Annotated in this window: 14 protein-coding genes; 6 read left to right on the top strand and 8 right to left on the bottom strand. The window is 46.6% G+C overall.

Annotated features, from left to right (window positions below; genetic code table 11):
- The first annotated feature begins 57 nt into the window (after nucleotides 1–57).
- A complete protein-coding gene (locus Pcarn_RS13955; RefSeq protein ID WP_261836529.1) occupies nucleotides 58–954 on the top strand; it encodes a DMT family transporter in 897 nt (298 codons plus the stop codon).
- Nucleotides 955–962: 8 nt separating this feature from the next.
- On the opposite strand, the gene Pcarn_RS13950 is transcribed toward Pcarn_RS13955, so the two are convergent.
- Nucleotides 963–1,520, bottom strand: a complete 558-nt coding sequence (locus Pcarn_RS13950; RefSeq protein WP_315972709.1) for a type II secretion system protein — start codon at nucleotides 1,518–1,520, stop codon at nucleotides 963–965.
- A 140-nt stretch (nucleotides 1,521–1,660) separates the two neighbouring features.
- Nucleotides 1,661–2,323, bottom strand: a complete 663-nt coding sequence (locus Pcarn_RS13945; protein ID WP_261836528.1) for a DUF3047 domain-containing protein — start codon at nucleotides 2,321–2,323, stop codon at nucleotides 1,661–1,663.
- A gap of 167 nt (nucleotides 2,324–2,490) precedes the next feature.
- Between Pcarn_RS13945 and Pcarn_RS13940 the strand changes: the two genes are divergently transcribed.
- The 4 genes from Pcarn_RS13940 (at nucleotide 2,491) to Pcarn_RS13925 (ending at nucleotide 6,819) form a co-directional block, all read left to right on the top strand.
- Nucleotides 2,491–3,438: a DUF3179 domain-containing protein gene (locus Pcarn_RS13940; RefSeq protein ID WP_261836527.1), complete on the top strand. Its 948-nt coding sequence runs from the start codon at nucleotides 2,491–2,493 to the stop codon at nucleotides 3,436–3,438.
- A gap of 200 nt (nucleotides 3,439–3,638) precedes the next feature.
- Nucleotides 3,639–4,628, top strand: a complete 990-nt coding sequence (locus tag Pcarn_RS13935; protein ID WP_261836526.1) for an ABC transporter substrate-binding protein — start codon at nucleotides 3,639–3,641, stop codon at nucleotides 4,626–4,628.
- A 72-nt stretch (nucleotides 4,629–4,700) separates the two neighbouring features.
- Nucleotides 4,701–5,600 carry an ABC transporter permease gene (locus Pcarn_RS13930; protein ID WP_261836525.1) on the top strand — a complete coding sequence of 300 codons (900 nt, stop codon included), beginning with the start codon at nucleotides 4,701–4,703 and terminating at the stop codon, nucleotides 5,598–5,600.
- The gene (locus Pcarn_RS13925) at nucleotides 5,593–6,819 is read left to right on the top strand and encodes a quaternary amine ABC transporter ATP-binding protein (RefSeq protein ID WP_261836524.1); all 1,227 of its coding nucleotides are present in this window, start codon (nucleotides 5,593–5,595) and stop codon (nucleotides 6,817–6,819) included. The genes Pcarn_RS13930 and Pcarn_RS13925 overlap by 8 nt, the downstream gene beginning before the upstream one ends.
- Before the next feature lie 48 nt (nucleotides 6,820–6,867).
- Here Pcarn_RS13925 and Pcarn_RS13920 read toward each other — a convergent pair whose 3' ends face one another.
- The 4 genes from Pcarn_RS13920 to Pcarn_RS13905 all read right to left on the bottom strand — a co-directional run bounded on the left by Pcarn_RS13920 (nucleotide 6,868) and on the right by Pcarn_RS13905 (nucleotide 11,544).
- Nucleotides 6,868–8,325: a sucrose-6-phosphate hydrolase gene (locus Pcarn_RS13920; protein WP_261836523.1), complete on the bottom strand. Its 1,458-nt coding sequence runs from the start codon at nucleotides 8,323–8,325 to the stop codon at nucleotides 6,868–6,870.
- Nucleotides 8,326–8,391: 66 nt separating this feature from the next.
- Nucleotides 8,392–9,723 carry a PTS transporter subunit EIIC gene (locus tag Pcarn_RS13915; RefSeq protein ID WP_261836522.1) on the bottom strand — a complete coding sequence of 444 codons (1,332 nt, stop codon included), beginning with the start codon at nucleotides 9,721–9,723 and terminating at the stop codon, nucleotides 8,392–8,394.
- Nucleotides 9,724–9,883: 160 nt separating this feature from the next.
- A complete protein-coding gene (locus Pcarn_RS13910) occupies nucleotides 9,884–10,846 on the bottom strand; it encodes a LacI family DNA-binding transcriptional regulator (protein WP_261836521.1) in 963 nt (320 codons plus the stop codon).
- Between the two features lie 89 nt (nucleotides 10,847–10,935).
- Complete coding sequence (locus Pcarn_RS13905; protein WP_261836520.1) at nucleotides 10,936–11,544, bottom strand: LysE family translocator; 609 nt, start codon at nucleotides 11,542–11,544, stop codon at nucleotides 10,936–10,938.
- Nucleotides 11,545–11,787: 243 nt separating this feature from the next.
- Here Pcarn_RS13905 and Pcarn_RS13900 point away from each other — a divergent pair, with 243 nt between their 5' ends.
- On the top strand, nucleotides 11,788–12,591 hold the full coding sequence (locus Pcarn_RS13900; RefSeq protein ID WP_261836519.1) for a family 16 glycosylhydrolase: 804 nt from the start codon (nucleotides 11,788–11,790) through the stop codon (nucleotides 12,589–12,591).
- A gap of 59 nt (nucleotides 12,592–12,650) precedes the next feature.
- Here Pcarn_RS13900 and Pcarn_RS13895 read toward each other — a convergent pair whose 3' ends face one another.
- Nucleotides 12,651–13,280: a DUF1349 domain-containing protein gene (locus tag Pcarn_RS13895; RefSeq protein ID WP_261836518.1), complete on the bottom strand. Its 630-nt coding sequence runs from the start codon at nucleotides 13,278–13,280 to the stop codon at nucleotides 12,651–12,653.
- Nucleotides 13,281–13,383: 103 nt separating this feature from the next.
- Complete coding sequence (locus Pcarn_RS13890; RefSeq protein WP_261836517.1) at nucleotides 13,384–14,295, bottom strand: amino acid ABC transporter permease; 912 nt, start codon at nucleotides 14,293–14,295, stop codon at nucleotides 13,384–13,386.
- Between the last annotated feature and the right edge of the window lie 33 nt (nucleotides 14,296–14,328).

Genomic DNA, 14,328 nt, shown 5'->3' with positions numbered 1-14,328 from the left:
CATGAGAGGTTTGATTGCTTCAAAATAATCCTGTTTTTCACCAATTGATTAGAAAGAATGTCGACGATTAGGAACCACCTTGCGCTGTTCGCCTTTGCCTTTGTAGGCTTCATATGGGGCAGTAACTTTATCTTTATGAAGCTAGCAACCGAGCTGATTTCTCCGTTGCAAATCGTGTTTGTGCGCGTGTTCTTTGGCTTCGTTCCTATCTTGATTTTTGCTTTAGCTAAAGGCGCAATTCAGCTTTCTCATCTGAAGCACTTTCACCACTTCCTGGCAATGGGCTTGCTCGCGACCATCATCTACTATTTTGGGTTCGCGAAAGGTACCTCGTTGCTGACCTCTGGGATCGCAGGAGCCATCAGTGGGGCTATTCCACTGTTTTCTATGTTTGCGGCAGCGCTGTTTTTGAAAGAAGAGCCCATTACCAAGTGGAAATTAATTGGCACCTTGCTAGGGTTTATCGGGATTCTAGTGTTGGCGAGACCGTTTGGCGCTGAGTTAGGGTCGAGTACAACCCAAGGTGCGTTGTATATGGTGTTGGGTGCCATGAGCCTCGGCTTTTCTTTTGTGTACGCTAAGCGTTTTATTAGTCCGTTGCAGATTTCTGCGCTTGCTTTAACCACTTATCAGCTTGGGGCGGGACTATTGATTTCGCTGTTTATCACAGATTCTACTGGCATCTCAAACATCACCACCTCAACTCTGTCATTGGTATCCAGCATTTTCGGGCTAGGTATACTGGGCACTGGTATGGCTTATCTTTGCTACTACTTCATCATAGAAAAGCTGGGTGCACTTACCGCTTCATCGGTTACCTATATCCCACCTGTGGTGGCTCTCGCCATTGGCGGTGGCTTACTAGGAGAGGCGATAGAACTGAGAGACTACTTGGCAACGGGTCTTATTTTGATGGCGGTAGCCATAGTTGCCATTAGCGAGAAGAAGAGATAGCTAGGCTATCAACACGTGGTATCCACGACTCTAACATCACAGGTGCAGCCCTCTGGTGGGCAGGTGTTGTTGTTGCCGCCAGGGCCCCCACGACCACCGAATGAGTCATAGATGACGTAGCACCCGTCTGGTAGGTCTTCATCGGCAAAGTAGGCGCTATTTAGTTGGCTACTACTGAATGAGTAGTCATAACCAATCACGGTATGACGGTTGCCAAAGTCAAAGGTTGAGCCACCGCTTTCGTCCAAGATCATGAAATCTATCATGGTTAGTGAATCGCCTTGCTCGCCTCGACTCTCTGGACAAAGGGTGCCCCAGTCTACTTCTACACTGCCGATCCCAAAGTCAATGATGTAGCGGTCTTGGGCGCTGTTGCCTGGGTTGGTGGCTTCTGGGGTTAAACCTTCGATATAGGATTTAGATTGCACCTGGGTGATCACACCCTGCATTGCGGTTTTGAAGCCTTCTAGGGTAGTGATTCGAGCGTCTTGTTGCAGGTTTAGGAATTTAGGGGCGGCCACAATAGCCAGCACGCCGAGAATGACGAGCACAACGATGAGTTCAATGAGAGTGAAGCCGGATCTCTTCATGATGATTTCCTATCTTGCTCTTTCTTTTTCGGAAAACTATCCAAAGAGAGAGCCATAAAATTCCATTTACTCTAATAGCATGACGTACTGACAACGCTGAGGCAAGCTTTATGCATCTATTGAGAGCTTAGCCAGATATTTCCATAGTAGGATTCGGCGTTGCTTCCACTGTTATCTGTATCCGTCATAATCGCCACTGCATCAACATAACGGTATGCCTTGAGATTCGCAGCATCGCTTCCTTTGTCACCAAACTGCTCAATCATATCTTGATAGATGTTGCGCCTCTCACTGTACCAATGGTTGGTTTGAGAGCCACTGCCTTGCAAGGCTAGCATCTTTACGTGAGATCCTGCGAAGGCGTTGTTCCAGCTGGTGCCAATTGATTGTGAGCTCGACCAAACGTAGTTCAGCACCTTCATATTCCAGATCATGATGCCACCATCTTTCACTATATAGATGCGAGCGGCATAGTCGTCTCCGTTTTTGCTTTGTTCATCCAGAGCGGGCAGGCCTTGAGATACTTTCCAGCTCCAATTTAGGTAAGGGGTCTCGGCAAGGTCTATTTTCTTTTTCAGTACCAAGCCAGAAGCAGAATTGTGACTGCTGGCTTTAACCGCCTTGACGCCATTGATCTCTTTCACCGCATAGCGAGTCTCGTCGGAAAACACCTCTTTTTCCCAGTTATCAATGCCTTTTTCTACCGCTAGCAGTGGCACATGGGCATGGGCATGGGCAGAAAAAGCAATTGTGGTAAGAAGGGCAAGCAGGTGTTTCATATGAGCAAATCAGTTCCAGATAATTATTCTTGTTGCGACTTATGATGCTATCACAGCAACTATCAGCATTTAGCGCGTCAGCTAACGTATTACGCATTCGCTCGAGATTGAAAGCAAAAATAGGTCACCTCGGTCTAGTTGTTTATGGCAAAGCTTCGGAGGTTGTTATGCCAGGTTTACTGCGAATCTTAATTCTGTTGATAGTGATTCCTTTTAGTGTGACGGCAAAGAGCTTGAATGGGTTTGATTTGAGCAACGCGACTGTGCCTCTCAAACTCATTCTTAGTGGAGGACCGCCTAAAGATGGTATTCCAGCGCTAACCGACCCGAAAATGCTAAAGGGAAAGGAAGCAACCTATCTTGAATCAGATGACGTTATTTTGGGTTTAGTCATTGCTGGAGAGGCACGCGCTTATCCACTGCGCATTCTTAATTGGCATGAGATAGTGAACGATAAGATAGCTGGCGGTAGGTATGTGGTCTCGTATTGCCCATTGTGTGGCAGTGGTATGGCGTTTAAGGCAGAGCCCAAGAGCTTCTCCAAGCGCTCGCTAAACTTTGGTGTTTCTGGCCTTTTGTACAGTTCAGATGTGCTTATGTACGACAGCGAAACGGAATCTTTATGGTCGCAGATCCATGGCGAGGCGGTATCAGGGAAGCTGGTTGGAACCAGCCTAGAACAAATACCTATGTCTCTTGATTTGTGGGGCAACTGGATGGCGCGCAACCCAGATACCTTGGTACTTTCTACCGATACGGGTTTTAGGCGCGACTACAGCAGAGATCCTTATGCAGGCTACGCTAAGACCCCCGCCATTTATTTTCCAGTGGCCAATCAGGCACCGAAAGCGTATCACCCAAAAGAGATGGTACTGGGATTAAAAGGCAAGGTGTTTCAAGTTGCCTTTCCATTTAAAGAGATTGAGCGATTAGGTGAGAGCGAGTTCAAGTATCAGTTTGAAGGAAAACAATATCTGATCCACTGGGATAAAAATACACGCTCGGCTTGGATCAGCAATTCAAAAGGGGAGACAGTGCCTTCAACCTTACTATATTGGTTTGCTTGGTACGCCTTTTACCCTGAAACGGAGATTTTCAAAGCCTCCCAATCCTAACTAATTGATTTCACACTTTTCTAAGAACATGGCCAAGTAATTTGATTTAACCCAGATTCAGGCAAATACTTGTTATTAAGCAACTAATTTACGGTACGTAAGAGTATTAACTCAGACTTTTAGTAAGAAATCTGAATTAATAGTAGGACTTAGTAAAACCGTGAGTTGGCTTGATGGAACTCAAATAACAAGGACTTCGCATGAAATGGAAACTGGCGTCGCTGACGCTACTTACTGCATTCACCACACAGGCTCACGCAAACGAGTGTGGATCTGTCACCATCGCTGATATGAACTGGAACTCGGCCAGTGTTATCGCCAATATCGACCGCTTTATCCTAGAACATGGTTATGACTGCGATGCTGAACTCATCCCAGGCGATACCATGCCAACTGCTACGTCCATGATTGAAAAGGGCCAACCAGATATCGCCCCTGAGCTTTGGACCAACTCGGTTAAAGATGCCATCGACAAGGGTGTCGAAGAGGGGCGCCTTGCCTATGCAGGCAAAGCTTTGGTCGATGGGGGTGAAGAGGGTTTCTGGGTACCTAAATATATGGTCGAGAAATACCCTGAGCTCACCACAATCGAAGGGGTGAAGAAGCACGCTAAGCTGTTTAAACACCCAGAAAACCCAGACGTAGGTGGCTTCTATGGGTGTCCGGCGGGTTGGGGCTGTCAGATCTCCGGTGGCAATTTGTTTGAAGCGCTCGAATTGGAAGATGCGGGTTTTGAGCTTATTGATTCAGGATCCAGTGCTGGTCTTTCAGGCTCCATAGCTAAGGCCTATGAGCGCAAAGAGGGCTGGTTTGGTTATTACTGGGCACCAACGGCGGTGCTAGGTAAATATGAAATGATCAAGGTGGACTTTGGCAGTGGCGTTAACGAAGAAGAGTTCCTGAACTGCACCACTCAAGACACTTGTGAAAATCCGAAAGTGACCATGTATCCGCCTTCCCCAGTGAATACTGTGGTTGCGACCACCTTCTCGAACAAGAATCCCGCTGCAATGGAGTATCTAGGCAAGCGTGGATTTAAAAACACAGACATGAACAAGCTGTTGGCTTGGATGGAAGATGAGCAAGCGGACTCGGAAGACGCTATGTATCACTTCTTTGAAACCTCGCCAGATATCTGGAAGGCGTGGGTGCCTGCAGACGTAGCAGCGAAGATTTCTGCTGAGCTGTAACTTTTGATGTACATGGAATAGACAAGGGTAGTGCCGAGGTGGTGCTACCCTCTGTCGTTAAAGGAATAAATGATGTCCGGTAGTAGTTGGTTAACCGAATTTCCTGAGATGGATCGTGGGTCACTGCGAGATATCCGAAAAACACTCGATGGCGCCTATAAAGACTTTTCGCGAGAATATGGCGACCTCATAGAATCCCTATTTGATCCCCTCCTTTCCTTCCTTGTGTGGTTTGAAAAGCTACTGTTAGCGACACCTTGGTGGATCGTTCTTATTGTAATCACCGCGCTGGTTTATGTGGCCAGTCGTTCTATTAAATTGACCGTGGCAGGGGTGGTTGCTCTGCTGTTTATCGGCTATTTCGGTATGTGGGAAGATACCATGCGTACGCTGAGTATCATTACCGTATGTACCGTGTTAGCCATAGTGCTTGGCATCCCAATTGGCATCGCCATGGCACGCTCAAACCGTATTCAGTCTATTGTCACGCCTATCTTGGATGTGATGCAAACTATGCCAGCCTTCGTATATTTGATACCTGTGGTTATGCTTCTGGGGATAGGTAAGGTACCAGGCTTGATTGCTGTGGTTATCTACGCCATTCCACCTGTGATACGCCTAACTAACCTAGGTATCCGCTTGGTGGATAAAGAGGTGATGGAAGCGGCAACGGCATTTGGCGCATCCAGAAAGCAACGTCTGCTCGGTGTGCAGTTACCATTAGCTATGCCGACCATAATGGCGGGTATCAACCAGACAGTGATGATGGCGCTCTCTATGGTGGTTATCGCATCCATGATCGGCGTAAAAGGCTTGGGCCAACCTGTGCTTAAGTCCATCACTAACCAATACTTTACCTTGGGTTTGTTAAACGGTTTTGCCATCGTAGCGCTAGCCATTCTTATCGACCGAGCTTCGCAAGCCTATGCTAAGCGTACTCAAGCACACTTGGGGGATCTGAAGCATGACTAAAACGCTGATAAAGGTCTCTGGCCTGTATAAGATATTCGGCGCAAAACCTGAGTCCATCTTGCCTATGGTGAAATCAGGTGCAACAAAAGATGAGGTCCTTGCAAAAACTGGGCACACGGTTGGGCTTAAAGATATCAACCTAGAGATAGCTCAGGGCGAGATCTTCGTGATCATGGGGCTTTCCGGCTCGGGTAAATCCACCCTTATCCGTCACTTCAACCGCTTGATTGAACCGACAGCGGGGCAGATAGATGTGGAAGGTGAGGATGTTATGTCCTTTACCGCAAAAGACCTAGAGGAGTTCAGACGCCACAAGATGTCCATGGTGTTTCAGCGCTTTGGCCTGTTTCCACACCGCAAGGTGATCGACAACGTGGCCTATGGTCTCGAGGTGCAAGGTTTGGAGAAATCTAAGCGCCTAGAAAAGGCGCAAGAGTGGCTCGATACGGTCGGTCTTCAAGGCTATCAAGACCAGTATCCGTCTCAGCTCTCTGGCGGTCAGCAACAACGTGTGGGTTTGGCTCGCGCCTTATGTACCGATGCTGAAATCCTCTTGATGGATGAGGCATTTTCTGCACTCGATCCGCTGATTCGAAGCGAGATGCAAGACCAGCTAATCGAGTTGCAAGATAAGCTACACAAAACGATTATCTTTATCACCCATGATTTGGATGAAGCTCTGCGTATCGGTGACAAGATTGCCATCTTGAAGGACGGTGAGCTTGTTCAGCAGGGAACCCCAGATGATATCTTGCTAAATCCTGCCACAGACTATGTGGAGGCCTTCGTTAAGGATGTGAACCGTGCTAGGGCATTGACGGTTGAAACAGTAATGCAAAAACCAGCGCTTCGTATTACCACCAATACCATTGAAGAAGCACTCAAGCAGATGCGCCGCTCTAACAGTGACTACGGTTACCATGTCACCGACGATGTCTATCAGGGTGTCATTACCGAAGAGACCTTAGAAGAGGCAGCCTCCGGAGATGAGTTCGATTCTATCGAACCTTGCTTGTATGAAGAGGTGCCAACCATCTCATCTGATGATGCCATCGAAGCGGTATTGCCTGAGGCGATATCGTCAGATTACTCACTACCAGTAATCAATGAAGAGGGTGAGTTGGAAGGGGCGCTAGAGAAAGAGTCGGTCGCAGATATCTTTGTCGACAAAGAACACCCTACGGAGAAAGAAGAGGAGAAGCAGAAAGAGGCTTCTTAGAAATGTTCTAAAGGAAAAGAGCTAGCGATTATGCTAGCTCTTTTTTATTTAACGATTAGCTAGATTCAGCTCAGTATTGGTGTGCAGGCCAACAATGGAGTCTAAAGGATACAAGTTGGCATCGATGCTAGCCGATAGGCTTAGCTTGTTCATGTCCTGGATGAAGAAACGGCTGGTCATGGTGTGTTTACCATTGTTGATGAATATCTCTAGCACTGAATTATCGACAAAGACCTGTATATTCTGAGTCCTATCCAATCTTGGCGCTAACCGCACCAGACCATACTCTTCAGCATAGATATGAGTGTTATTCGAACGATCTAACTTAAACTCCGTCTCGTTCATCTCAAATATCAACGTATCACCCTTTTCGTTTGAGAGCTCAAGACTAAAGTTGCTGTCAGCTTCAAACTTAAGTTCAAAGGAACTGGATGGCAGGAGAGTTTCACCTCTAGCTGCTAGCTTCTCTTTTCTCAAAGCCTTCAGCTCTGCAAGCGGCGTTTGTATTAGCATATCGTCAATGACATTGAGCTCACGCGGTATGGTTAGCAGCCCTGTCCATTGATAATCCACCGATGGGGTATCAATCTCAGGCAGACCAATCCATGCATACATGATGCGTCGACCCTGCTCATCGAGATAGGTTTGAGGCGCGTAAAAATCAAAACCAAAATCGGGCTGAGTGATCGCTTTGTGGTTCACTAGCTCTGGCTTATCTTTGTTAAGGCTATCTCCTAGGATATAGCTCACTGAGAAGATGTTTTTGTACTCGTATGGGTTGTCACTTTCCACCCCTTGAGGGGAAAACAGCATGATGCTTTTGCCGTCTAACTCAAAATAATCAGGGCATTCCCACATAAACCCAAGCTGGTCATAGTCGGTTTTGATGGGGCCAAGATGCTCCCAGCTTGAGAGCTCTTTAGTGCGATAAAGTACCATAGAACCGTGCAACTCTTGCGTTTGAGCCGCTACTACCATGTAGTAGGTATCACCTTCCTTCCATACTTTAGGGTCGCGGAAATGCTCGGTATAGTCGGAGTTCTCAACGATGACACCGTGTTTGGTGAATTCACCCTGCTTGTTCATTGAGGCATAACATTGGGTAGGTTCACGAACCCAGTCTTTGTCTCTCTTGTTGCCAGTGAAAAACAGCAATAGCTCTTGGTTATCTACCAGACCACCACCGGAATACACACCGTGTGAGTCATAATCCGAATCTGGGTAAAGAGCTACACCATGGTCGGTGTAGTGTACAAAGTCTTTGGTAGAAACATGGTACCAGTGCTTTAAGCCATGGGTAGGGCCTATAGGAAACCACTGATAGAAGATATGGTGCTCACCGTTAAATTGGCTTAGTCCATTGGGGTCATTCAATAGCCCACATGGAGGAGCGATATGGAAGCTAGGATAGAAATTGTCCTTTTTTCTCTGTTCAATCAGGTCCTTAAAATAGCCATTCGGCATGTCATCAATGCGCTGGTAGCGCTGTTCAATTGTCCAATTCATTGTCGCAACTTAGATAAGTGGGGGAGAGTGCTCATCAAATATTGATGAGCACGTTTATTAGGGGGATCAGTCTTTAGCTAGAACGATTCGGCTAAGAACAAATGAGGTGGTAAAGGCAATCAAAATAGTCGTCAGATACAAACCTAAACCTTGGCCGATATAGGCTGGAATAGCGGGAATAAGAGTCACCCCCACTAGGCTAGGTTTTAGCCCAACCATCATCACGAAGCCGCCACCAACAGAACAACCCACTAGGTTTGCAGCCCATAGTTTAGGGTTCTTTAGTACCACTCCGTACAGTAGAGGCTCGCCTATACCAAAAGAGGTGCTAAGGATAGAAGAGCCGATGGTACCCTTATTCTCGCTTGATTTCGCTTTGAGGTAAGCAGCTACACCTGCGCCTATCATGGTAGCACCTGTTGCGGAATACATAGGGTTTAGTGGGTTACCTAGTCCTTCACCAAGATAATTAAATTCAAGGATGATAAATGAGTGGTGCAAGCCCATGATAACCAGTAGCTGGTGAAGTGGGGCAAAGATAAAGCCACCAATTCCGTATGGTAGTTCAATGATGGAAGTGATACCCGCCATAATAAGAGACTGAAGTTCACCAACCACAGGACCGATTGCGAACAGAGCAACTAGGATTGAGATGGTAACGGTTAGAAATGGTGTCACTACCAGCGCGAGTGCGTTTGGTACGTATTTTCGAAGTATCTTTTCTAGGTTGGCACCAAAAATACCAGTTACTAGTGCTGGCAAGATCATGCCTTGAAAGCCAACGATAGCAAAGCCCATTACCTCTAGGGCCTCGGCATCGCCACTACCCACCGCATAGGCGTTAGGAAGTTGAGGTGCAACCGTCATTAATCCGAGCACAAAGCCTACAGAGTCTGTTCCTCCGAGGCGCTTGAAGGTAGACCAGACCACCAGTGCAGGTAGGAAGATAAACGCCGTATCAGTCAGAACCTGGGTTATAACCAAAATGTTTTCTGGCAGTTCATTAAAGAAGGAGTTACGAAGGCCCATTAGTAGGCCGGCGGCAACGATAACTGGAATGATAGGAATGAAGACGTCAGCCAGAATACGCACGGACTTTTGCAACCAGTTCATCTTGGCATAGGCTTCGTCTTTTACCGACGTGCCATCACTGTCGTGCCCCATGGAAGCAAACACTTTTTCAACAAGTCCACCACCCAAGATGATCTGATGCTGGCCAGTTTGCAGGAAGTATCCTTTTACACCAGGAATAGCTTCAATGGTTTTTTTATCGGCCAGTGAGTCATCGTTTAGGATAATGCGAAGGCGAGTGGCACAGTGCTCTAAGGCTCGGATGTTCTCTTTGCCACCCACAGCTTGGTAGATATCAGCAGCGATTTGTTTCTCGTTGTTTTTCATTATCTGTTCTCTATGTGGTATCGATACCACAATCGGTTCAAAAATAAGTGCTGCGATGCGCAACACTACCATTTTAGATGCTCTGATATGATTCTCACAACGATGTGGTATCGATACCAGTTGTGGGTGAATAATATTCCTGATAAGAATTAAGTCAAGACTAAAAGCTATCGGTTTTGTGAATGGTGTAGCCGAGTTTGAGCTTGGTCACGTTATCCGCACCGATAAGAAGCTTAACCGCTTCAATACCCGCTTGAAGGTAAGGATAAGAGATGGTGCTGAGTTCTGGGGTGAGGATGCTAGAGGTATCATAGCCACCGTTACCACAAATATGGATATCTGAACCAATGTTAAGCTGGTTCTGCTGAGCAAACTTGTACACGCCATAGGCAATGTTATCGGTCAGGCAGATAATATGCTTGGAGTGTTTGAACGCCTGCTCGGCCATCTGATGACTTCGTTGCCAGCTGTAGTCCGTTTCAAACTGTTTAACCTCTAGTCCTTTCAACTCCAACCCTTCTTTGTAGGTATTGATGGTTCGAGAGAGCATATCGTCATCACCAACAGGTCCAAGTAGGGAGACTTTGGTCTTTTCTGATTTAGAATCTCGAAACAGTTCGCCACAGAACTCTGAGACCGCCGACAGTACGTCGTGATAGACACAATGAGTGCTTTGACACTCTTGTCCAAAGATGACTACAGGAAGCTTTAACTCTGCAATCATTGCCTCGTACTCTGCGCTCATATGTGTAGCGAGGGCTATGATGCCCTTAACATTTCGCTGTTTGAGTTTGCGATAGGCGTCTAACTCCTGCTTGAAGTCTAGATCTGAGGTGAGAATTTCACAGTTGTAATCGAGCTGGGCTGCTGTTTGTAAGATGCCTTTCACTACGTTTGAGGATGCATAGGAATCGATACGGGGCACTATGATGCCTATGGTTTGATTCTCTTTGGTTCTCAGGCTTACTGCGCTATCGCTGCGCTTGAAGTCATGTTCCTCGACAATCTTTTCAATCTTTTCGCGATTCTTTTCAGAGACGTAACCACCGTTTAAAAAACGTGACACGGTAGATTTTGATACGCCAGCTAGGGTCGCGATGTCATAGATTGTGAGTTTCTTCATGAGGTGGGCTGTTTAGTTCCTTTGTGCTGATACGGTATTCGGAATTCATGCTTTTGCCAAGTGAGAAATGGCCCATGACGTGAGACCGCTTAGTTTTGCATCCATGGCAAAATCGCATGCTCATAGCCAATAGACAATGCTACGTACACAAGTAGGGCCGACATCACCAAATTGAACACCTTAAAATAGCGCGGATTTTCGATACGTTTACCCACAACTGACCCTGCAACGGCGTAACTGGCTGGTGCACCGAAAGCGAGTACCGCGAGTATGAATGACCAGAACACTATGGCCATACCTTCAATACCCACACTTGGAAACTGTATGGTTGAAACTGGTAGAGTGGCGATAAGCGCTTTTGGGTTGAGCAGTTGCATAAACAGCCCATCTTTAAAGCTAAGATCGGTGCTTTCGGCTGTGTCGCTATTAAGGTTTATATCAGAGCCCGCCACCTTGTAGGCGATATAGAGGATATACAGGCATCCCGCCAAGCTAATTAACGGCAATACTTGAGGGTTGATCACCTGTAGCCCAACAAAGGCGAGAAAAACAAACAGGGTGAACATAGCACTGCCAACACCAATGAAGAACCCAAGGTGCTGAGTAGCCTTGTTGTTTAAACCGCTATGCAGACCGAGCAGGTTAATTGGACCGGGTGTGTACATGATGCCAATGGCGTAGGCGAATATCTCTAGCATCGGTTTCTCAAAAGATTGCTTAGACTGTTAAACCTAGCTCATCGCAATATTTATCCCAAGCCACAAAAATGAAAATTGTGATGAAACCATTAGATGGTTTTTAATTTAAATTGCTGTTTTTATTGGACAATATCATGAAACTCACAGGCGTGACCTAGCATTGAAAACGAGCGTTAACATAAGGCTTGTTACTTGCCTTATTCATATAATATTCAAGGTTTCGAATACTCAAGGGATAGGGATATGACTTGGAACAAAACGGGATTGGTGATTGCTGCCGTATTGGTGGCAGGTTGTCATTCAACAGCAACGCTTGAGAGCGCAGAGGCAAATCAAGATACTCGCTTACAGACAGGTAAGCTGAATACTACTGATGTCCCACTATATGGGGCTGAGGTCTACAGCTTGGATAAGGTGAAGTACGGCAGGTTTGTAATGCGGATGAAATTGGTCTCAAACCCTGGCGTGGTCTCCTCTTTCTTCACCTATGACAACGAGTCGTGGCAGGGCAATCTGCCGTGGCGTGAAATCGATATTGAGATGATAGGCAAACAGCCCAATCAACTACAAACCAATCTCATTACTGGTGAGCTCAATCAGCGTGTTCATTCTGAAACCATACATAGTCTAGAGAGCGCCGACGATTTTCATATCTACGAGTTGGTATGGACGCCTGATGAGATCATCTGGCTGGTGGATGGTGAGGTGATTCACAAGGAAACAGCCGAGAGTTCTGAGCAAGTAATAGATATGCGCGATACGCCGCTGAGTTATCGAATGAACCTATGGGTTTCAGAGGCCGCCGAGTGGGTCGGTGCGTTCGATAAGCAGGATTTGCCCCTTTACCAATATGTAGACTGGATGGAATATCACAGCTTTGAAGAGGGCGAGTTTGTTTTAAGGTGGCGAGATAACTTTACCCACTTTGATCGTAAGCGATGGGGGGCGGGGGATTGGAGTTTCGATTCCAACCTAGTGACCTTTGCGCCCAACAACGTCTTTATCGAAGACGAGATGCTGGTATTGGCGTTGACGGCAGAAGAATAGTGCCAAAGACTTACCCATTTATAAGGGCTTTGGCACTGGATGCACTAAGCAGATAGCGTTTACGCTGGGTGAGCTTCCCACTTACACGGCTCTAGGCTCATTTGACTGAACTTGGCGGTAAATGATGACTGCAATGGGCTACACGCATATACACCAAATTTCACAGCATTAGTCGCTGGCATTGGCGGCATCGCCTTACCCATCTCAGGCGTGGTTTCACCCAATTTATGTAGATGGAAGATACGCATCTGCTTAAAGGTCTCACCATCTAGGGATGACTCAATCAAGAAATCTGGACCACGGCGACTTAGGCGATACCAAATATGCGATGGCAGCGGGATGTCTGTGGTTGCCCAATCGGAGTAACCCAAGTTAGTGACTACGCTACCTAGACGAGAGAATTCTTGGTTCTCATATTCGATAGAGGCTTTGAACCAGTTCTCGTTGTCTAAATAGATGATGAGACCGCACTGATCGAACTGAGCTTGATACTCAAAATCGACACGCACGGTGAAGGAGAAGTTGTCTTCGGACTCCAACTGCAATGCTGGCGCATTATCGTTGCGAAAGCCGTAGTATGAGCGTTGCCAGAAATCGGTTTGAGGCTCTGTGGTAATTGAGATGGCCTCGGTAGAAACCTCGAATTCTTTGGGCGGAAAGATCCATTTTGCTTTAGTAAAGTCGACCATTATCTTATCTCGTGACTATTCAACTTGGCACATAATGACACCGAATGACCTATACGTATAGGGCATTATTGGCAGAAATTAAGTGCTCTATTTTGATAAAAAACTAGCGAGCCAAATGACGCAAACTGCGCTTTTCTAGCTTTCTAAATAGCATGGATAGAGAGAGACAGATCAACAGATAGACCAAACCTACCATTAGCCAGATCTCGAAGATTAAACCTGATGAGTTAGCGATTTCCGTTCCAACAAATGTGAGCTCTTGTATCGAGATTAACGAGACAATAGAGGTGTCTTTCACCAAGGATATGGCTTGTCCGGCGAGCGCTGGGGTTATCGCCGTCAGCACCTGCGGGGCGATGACAAAACGATACTTAGTCCATCGTGATAACCCTAGTGAGTCGGATGCCTCCCACTGACCTTTCGGGATTGAAGTAAGGCCGGCGCGTATCACCTCTGCTACGTACGCTGAGGAGAGTAGACCCACACACAGCACACCAGATACTAGGTTTTCCCAAAGCGATACGGGTCCGAATAGGAAGGATTGCAGGGCATTGATATCTTGGCTTCCCCCTCTCAAAATCGAATCTAATCCCAGTAACGGAATTAGCTGATTGGAGATAAAGAAGTAGAAAATGAATACAAACACCAGAGGGGGAATGTTTCTTACTAGCTGAATAAATGCGTTGGCAGGGATATTAAAGATGGCCACTGCTGATTGTTTCGCCAGTCCCAATATCGTGCCCAAGACAATGGCTAAAAGCATGCCCCATAAGCTAAGACGAACCGTTGAGATAAGTCCTTGGAAGAAGTAGGGTAGGCCGCCATCTGCTCTAGGGGTAAATACAAGCTCAAAGGCATCAGCCCAGCGCCAGTTGTAGTTCACGCCAATGGACGAGCGATGGTATAGCCAGACCGCTCCGATAAGGAGTAAGGCAATCAATACAAGGTCCAACACATTCGGTCTAAACGAAAGCTTGTTGGTTTTCGGTTTGGCTTGAGATAGCAGGTTTGACATACAGACCGGTAGATAAAGGGTTAAATCGCTGGT

This window comes from Vibrio ishigakensis, assembly GCF_024347675.1.
GTDB lineage: Bacteria > Pseudomonadota > Gammaproteobacteria > Enterobacterales > Vibrionaceae > Vibrio > Vibrio ishigakensis.
The sequence above is the reverse complement of the archived record's forward strand: the minus strand, read 5'-3'. Positions and strand labels throughout refer to the sequence as shown.

Bases quoted from the DNA above. Each gene is read 5' to 3' on its own strand.
- Pcarn_RS13920 (WP_261836523.1), bottom strand. From the start codon at position 8,325: ATGAATTGGACAATTGAACAGCGCTACCAGCGCATTGATGACATGCCG.
- Pcarn_RS13905 (WP_261836520.1), bottom strand. From the start codon at position 11,544: ATGCTAGAGATATTCGCCTACGCCATTGGCATCATGTACACACCCGGT.
- Pcarn_RS13895 (WP_261836518.1), bottom strand. From the start codon at position 13,280: ATGGTCGACTTTACTAAAGCAAAATGGATCTTTCCGCCCAAAGAATTC.
- Pcarn_RS13925 (WP_261836524.1), top strand. From the start codon at position 5,593: ATGACTAAAACGCTGATAAAGGTCTCTGGCCTGTATAAGATATTCGGC.
- Pcarn_RS13935 (WP_261836526.1), top strand. From the start codon at position 3,639: ATGAAATGGAAACTGGCGTCGCTGACGCTACTTACTGCATTCACCACA.
- Pcarn_RS13915 (WP_261836522.1), bottom strand. From the start codon at position 9,723: ATGAAAAACAACGAGAAACAAATCGCTGCTGATATCTACCAAGCTGTG.
- Pcarn_RS13900 (WP_261836519.1), top strand. From the start codon at position 11,788: ATGACTTGGAACAAAACGGGATTGGTGATTGCTGCCGTATTGGTGGCA.
- Pcarn_RS13890 (WP_261836517.1), bottom strand. From the start codon at position 14,295: ATGTCAAACCTGCTATCTCAAGCCAAACCGAAAACCAACAAGCTTTCG.
- Pcarn_RS13910 (WP_261836521.1), bottom strand. From the start codon at position 10,846: ATGAAGAAACTCACAATCTATGACATCGCGACCCTAGCTGGCGTATCA.
- Pcarn_RS13930 (WP_261836525.1), top strand. From the start codon at position 4,701: ATGTCCGGTAGTAGTTGGTTAACCGAATTTCCTGAGATGGATCGTGGG.
- Pcarn_RS13955 (WP_261836529.1), top strand. From the start codon at position 58: ATGTCGACGATTAGGAACCACCTTGCGCTGTTCGCCTTTGCCTTTGTA.
- Pcarn_RS13945 (WP_261836528.1), bottom strand. From the start codon at position 2,323: ATGAAACACCTGCTTGCCCTTCTTACCACAATTGCTTTTTCTGCCCAT.
- Pcarn_RS13940 (WP_261836527.1), top strand. From the start codon at position 2,491: ATGCCAGGTTTACTGCGAATCTTAATTCTGTTGATAGTGATTCCTTTT.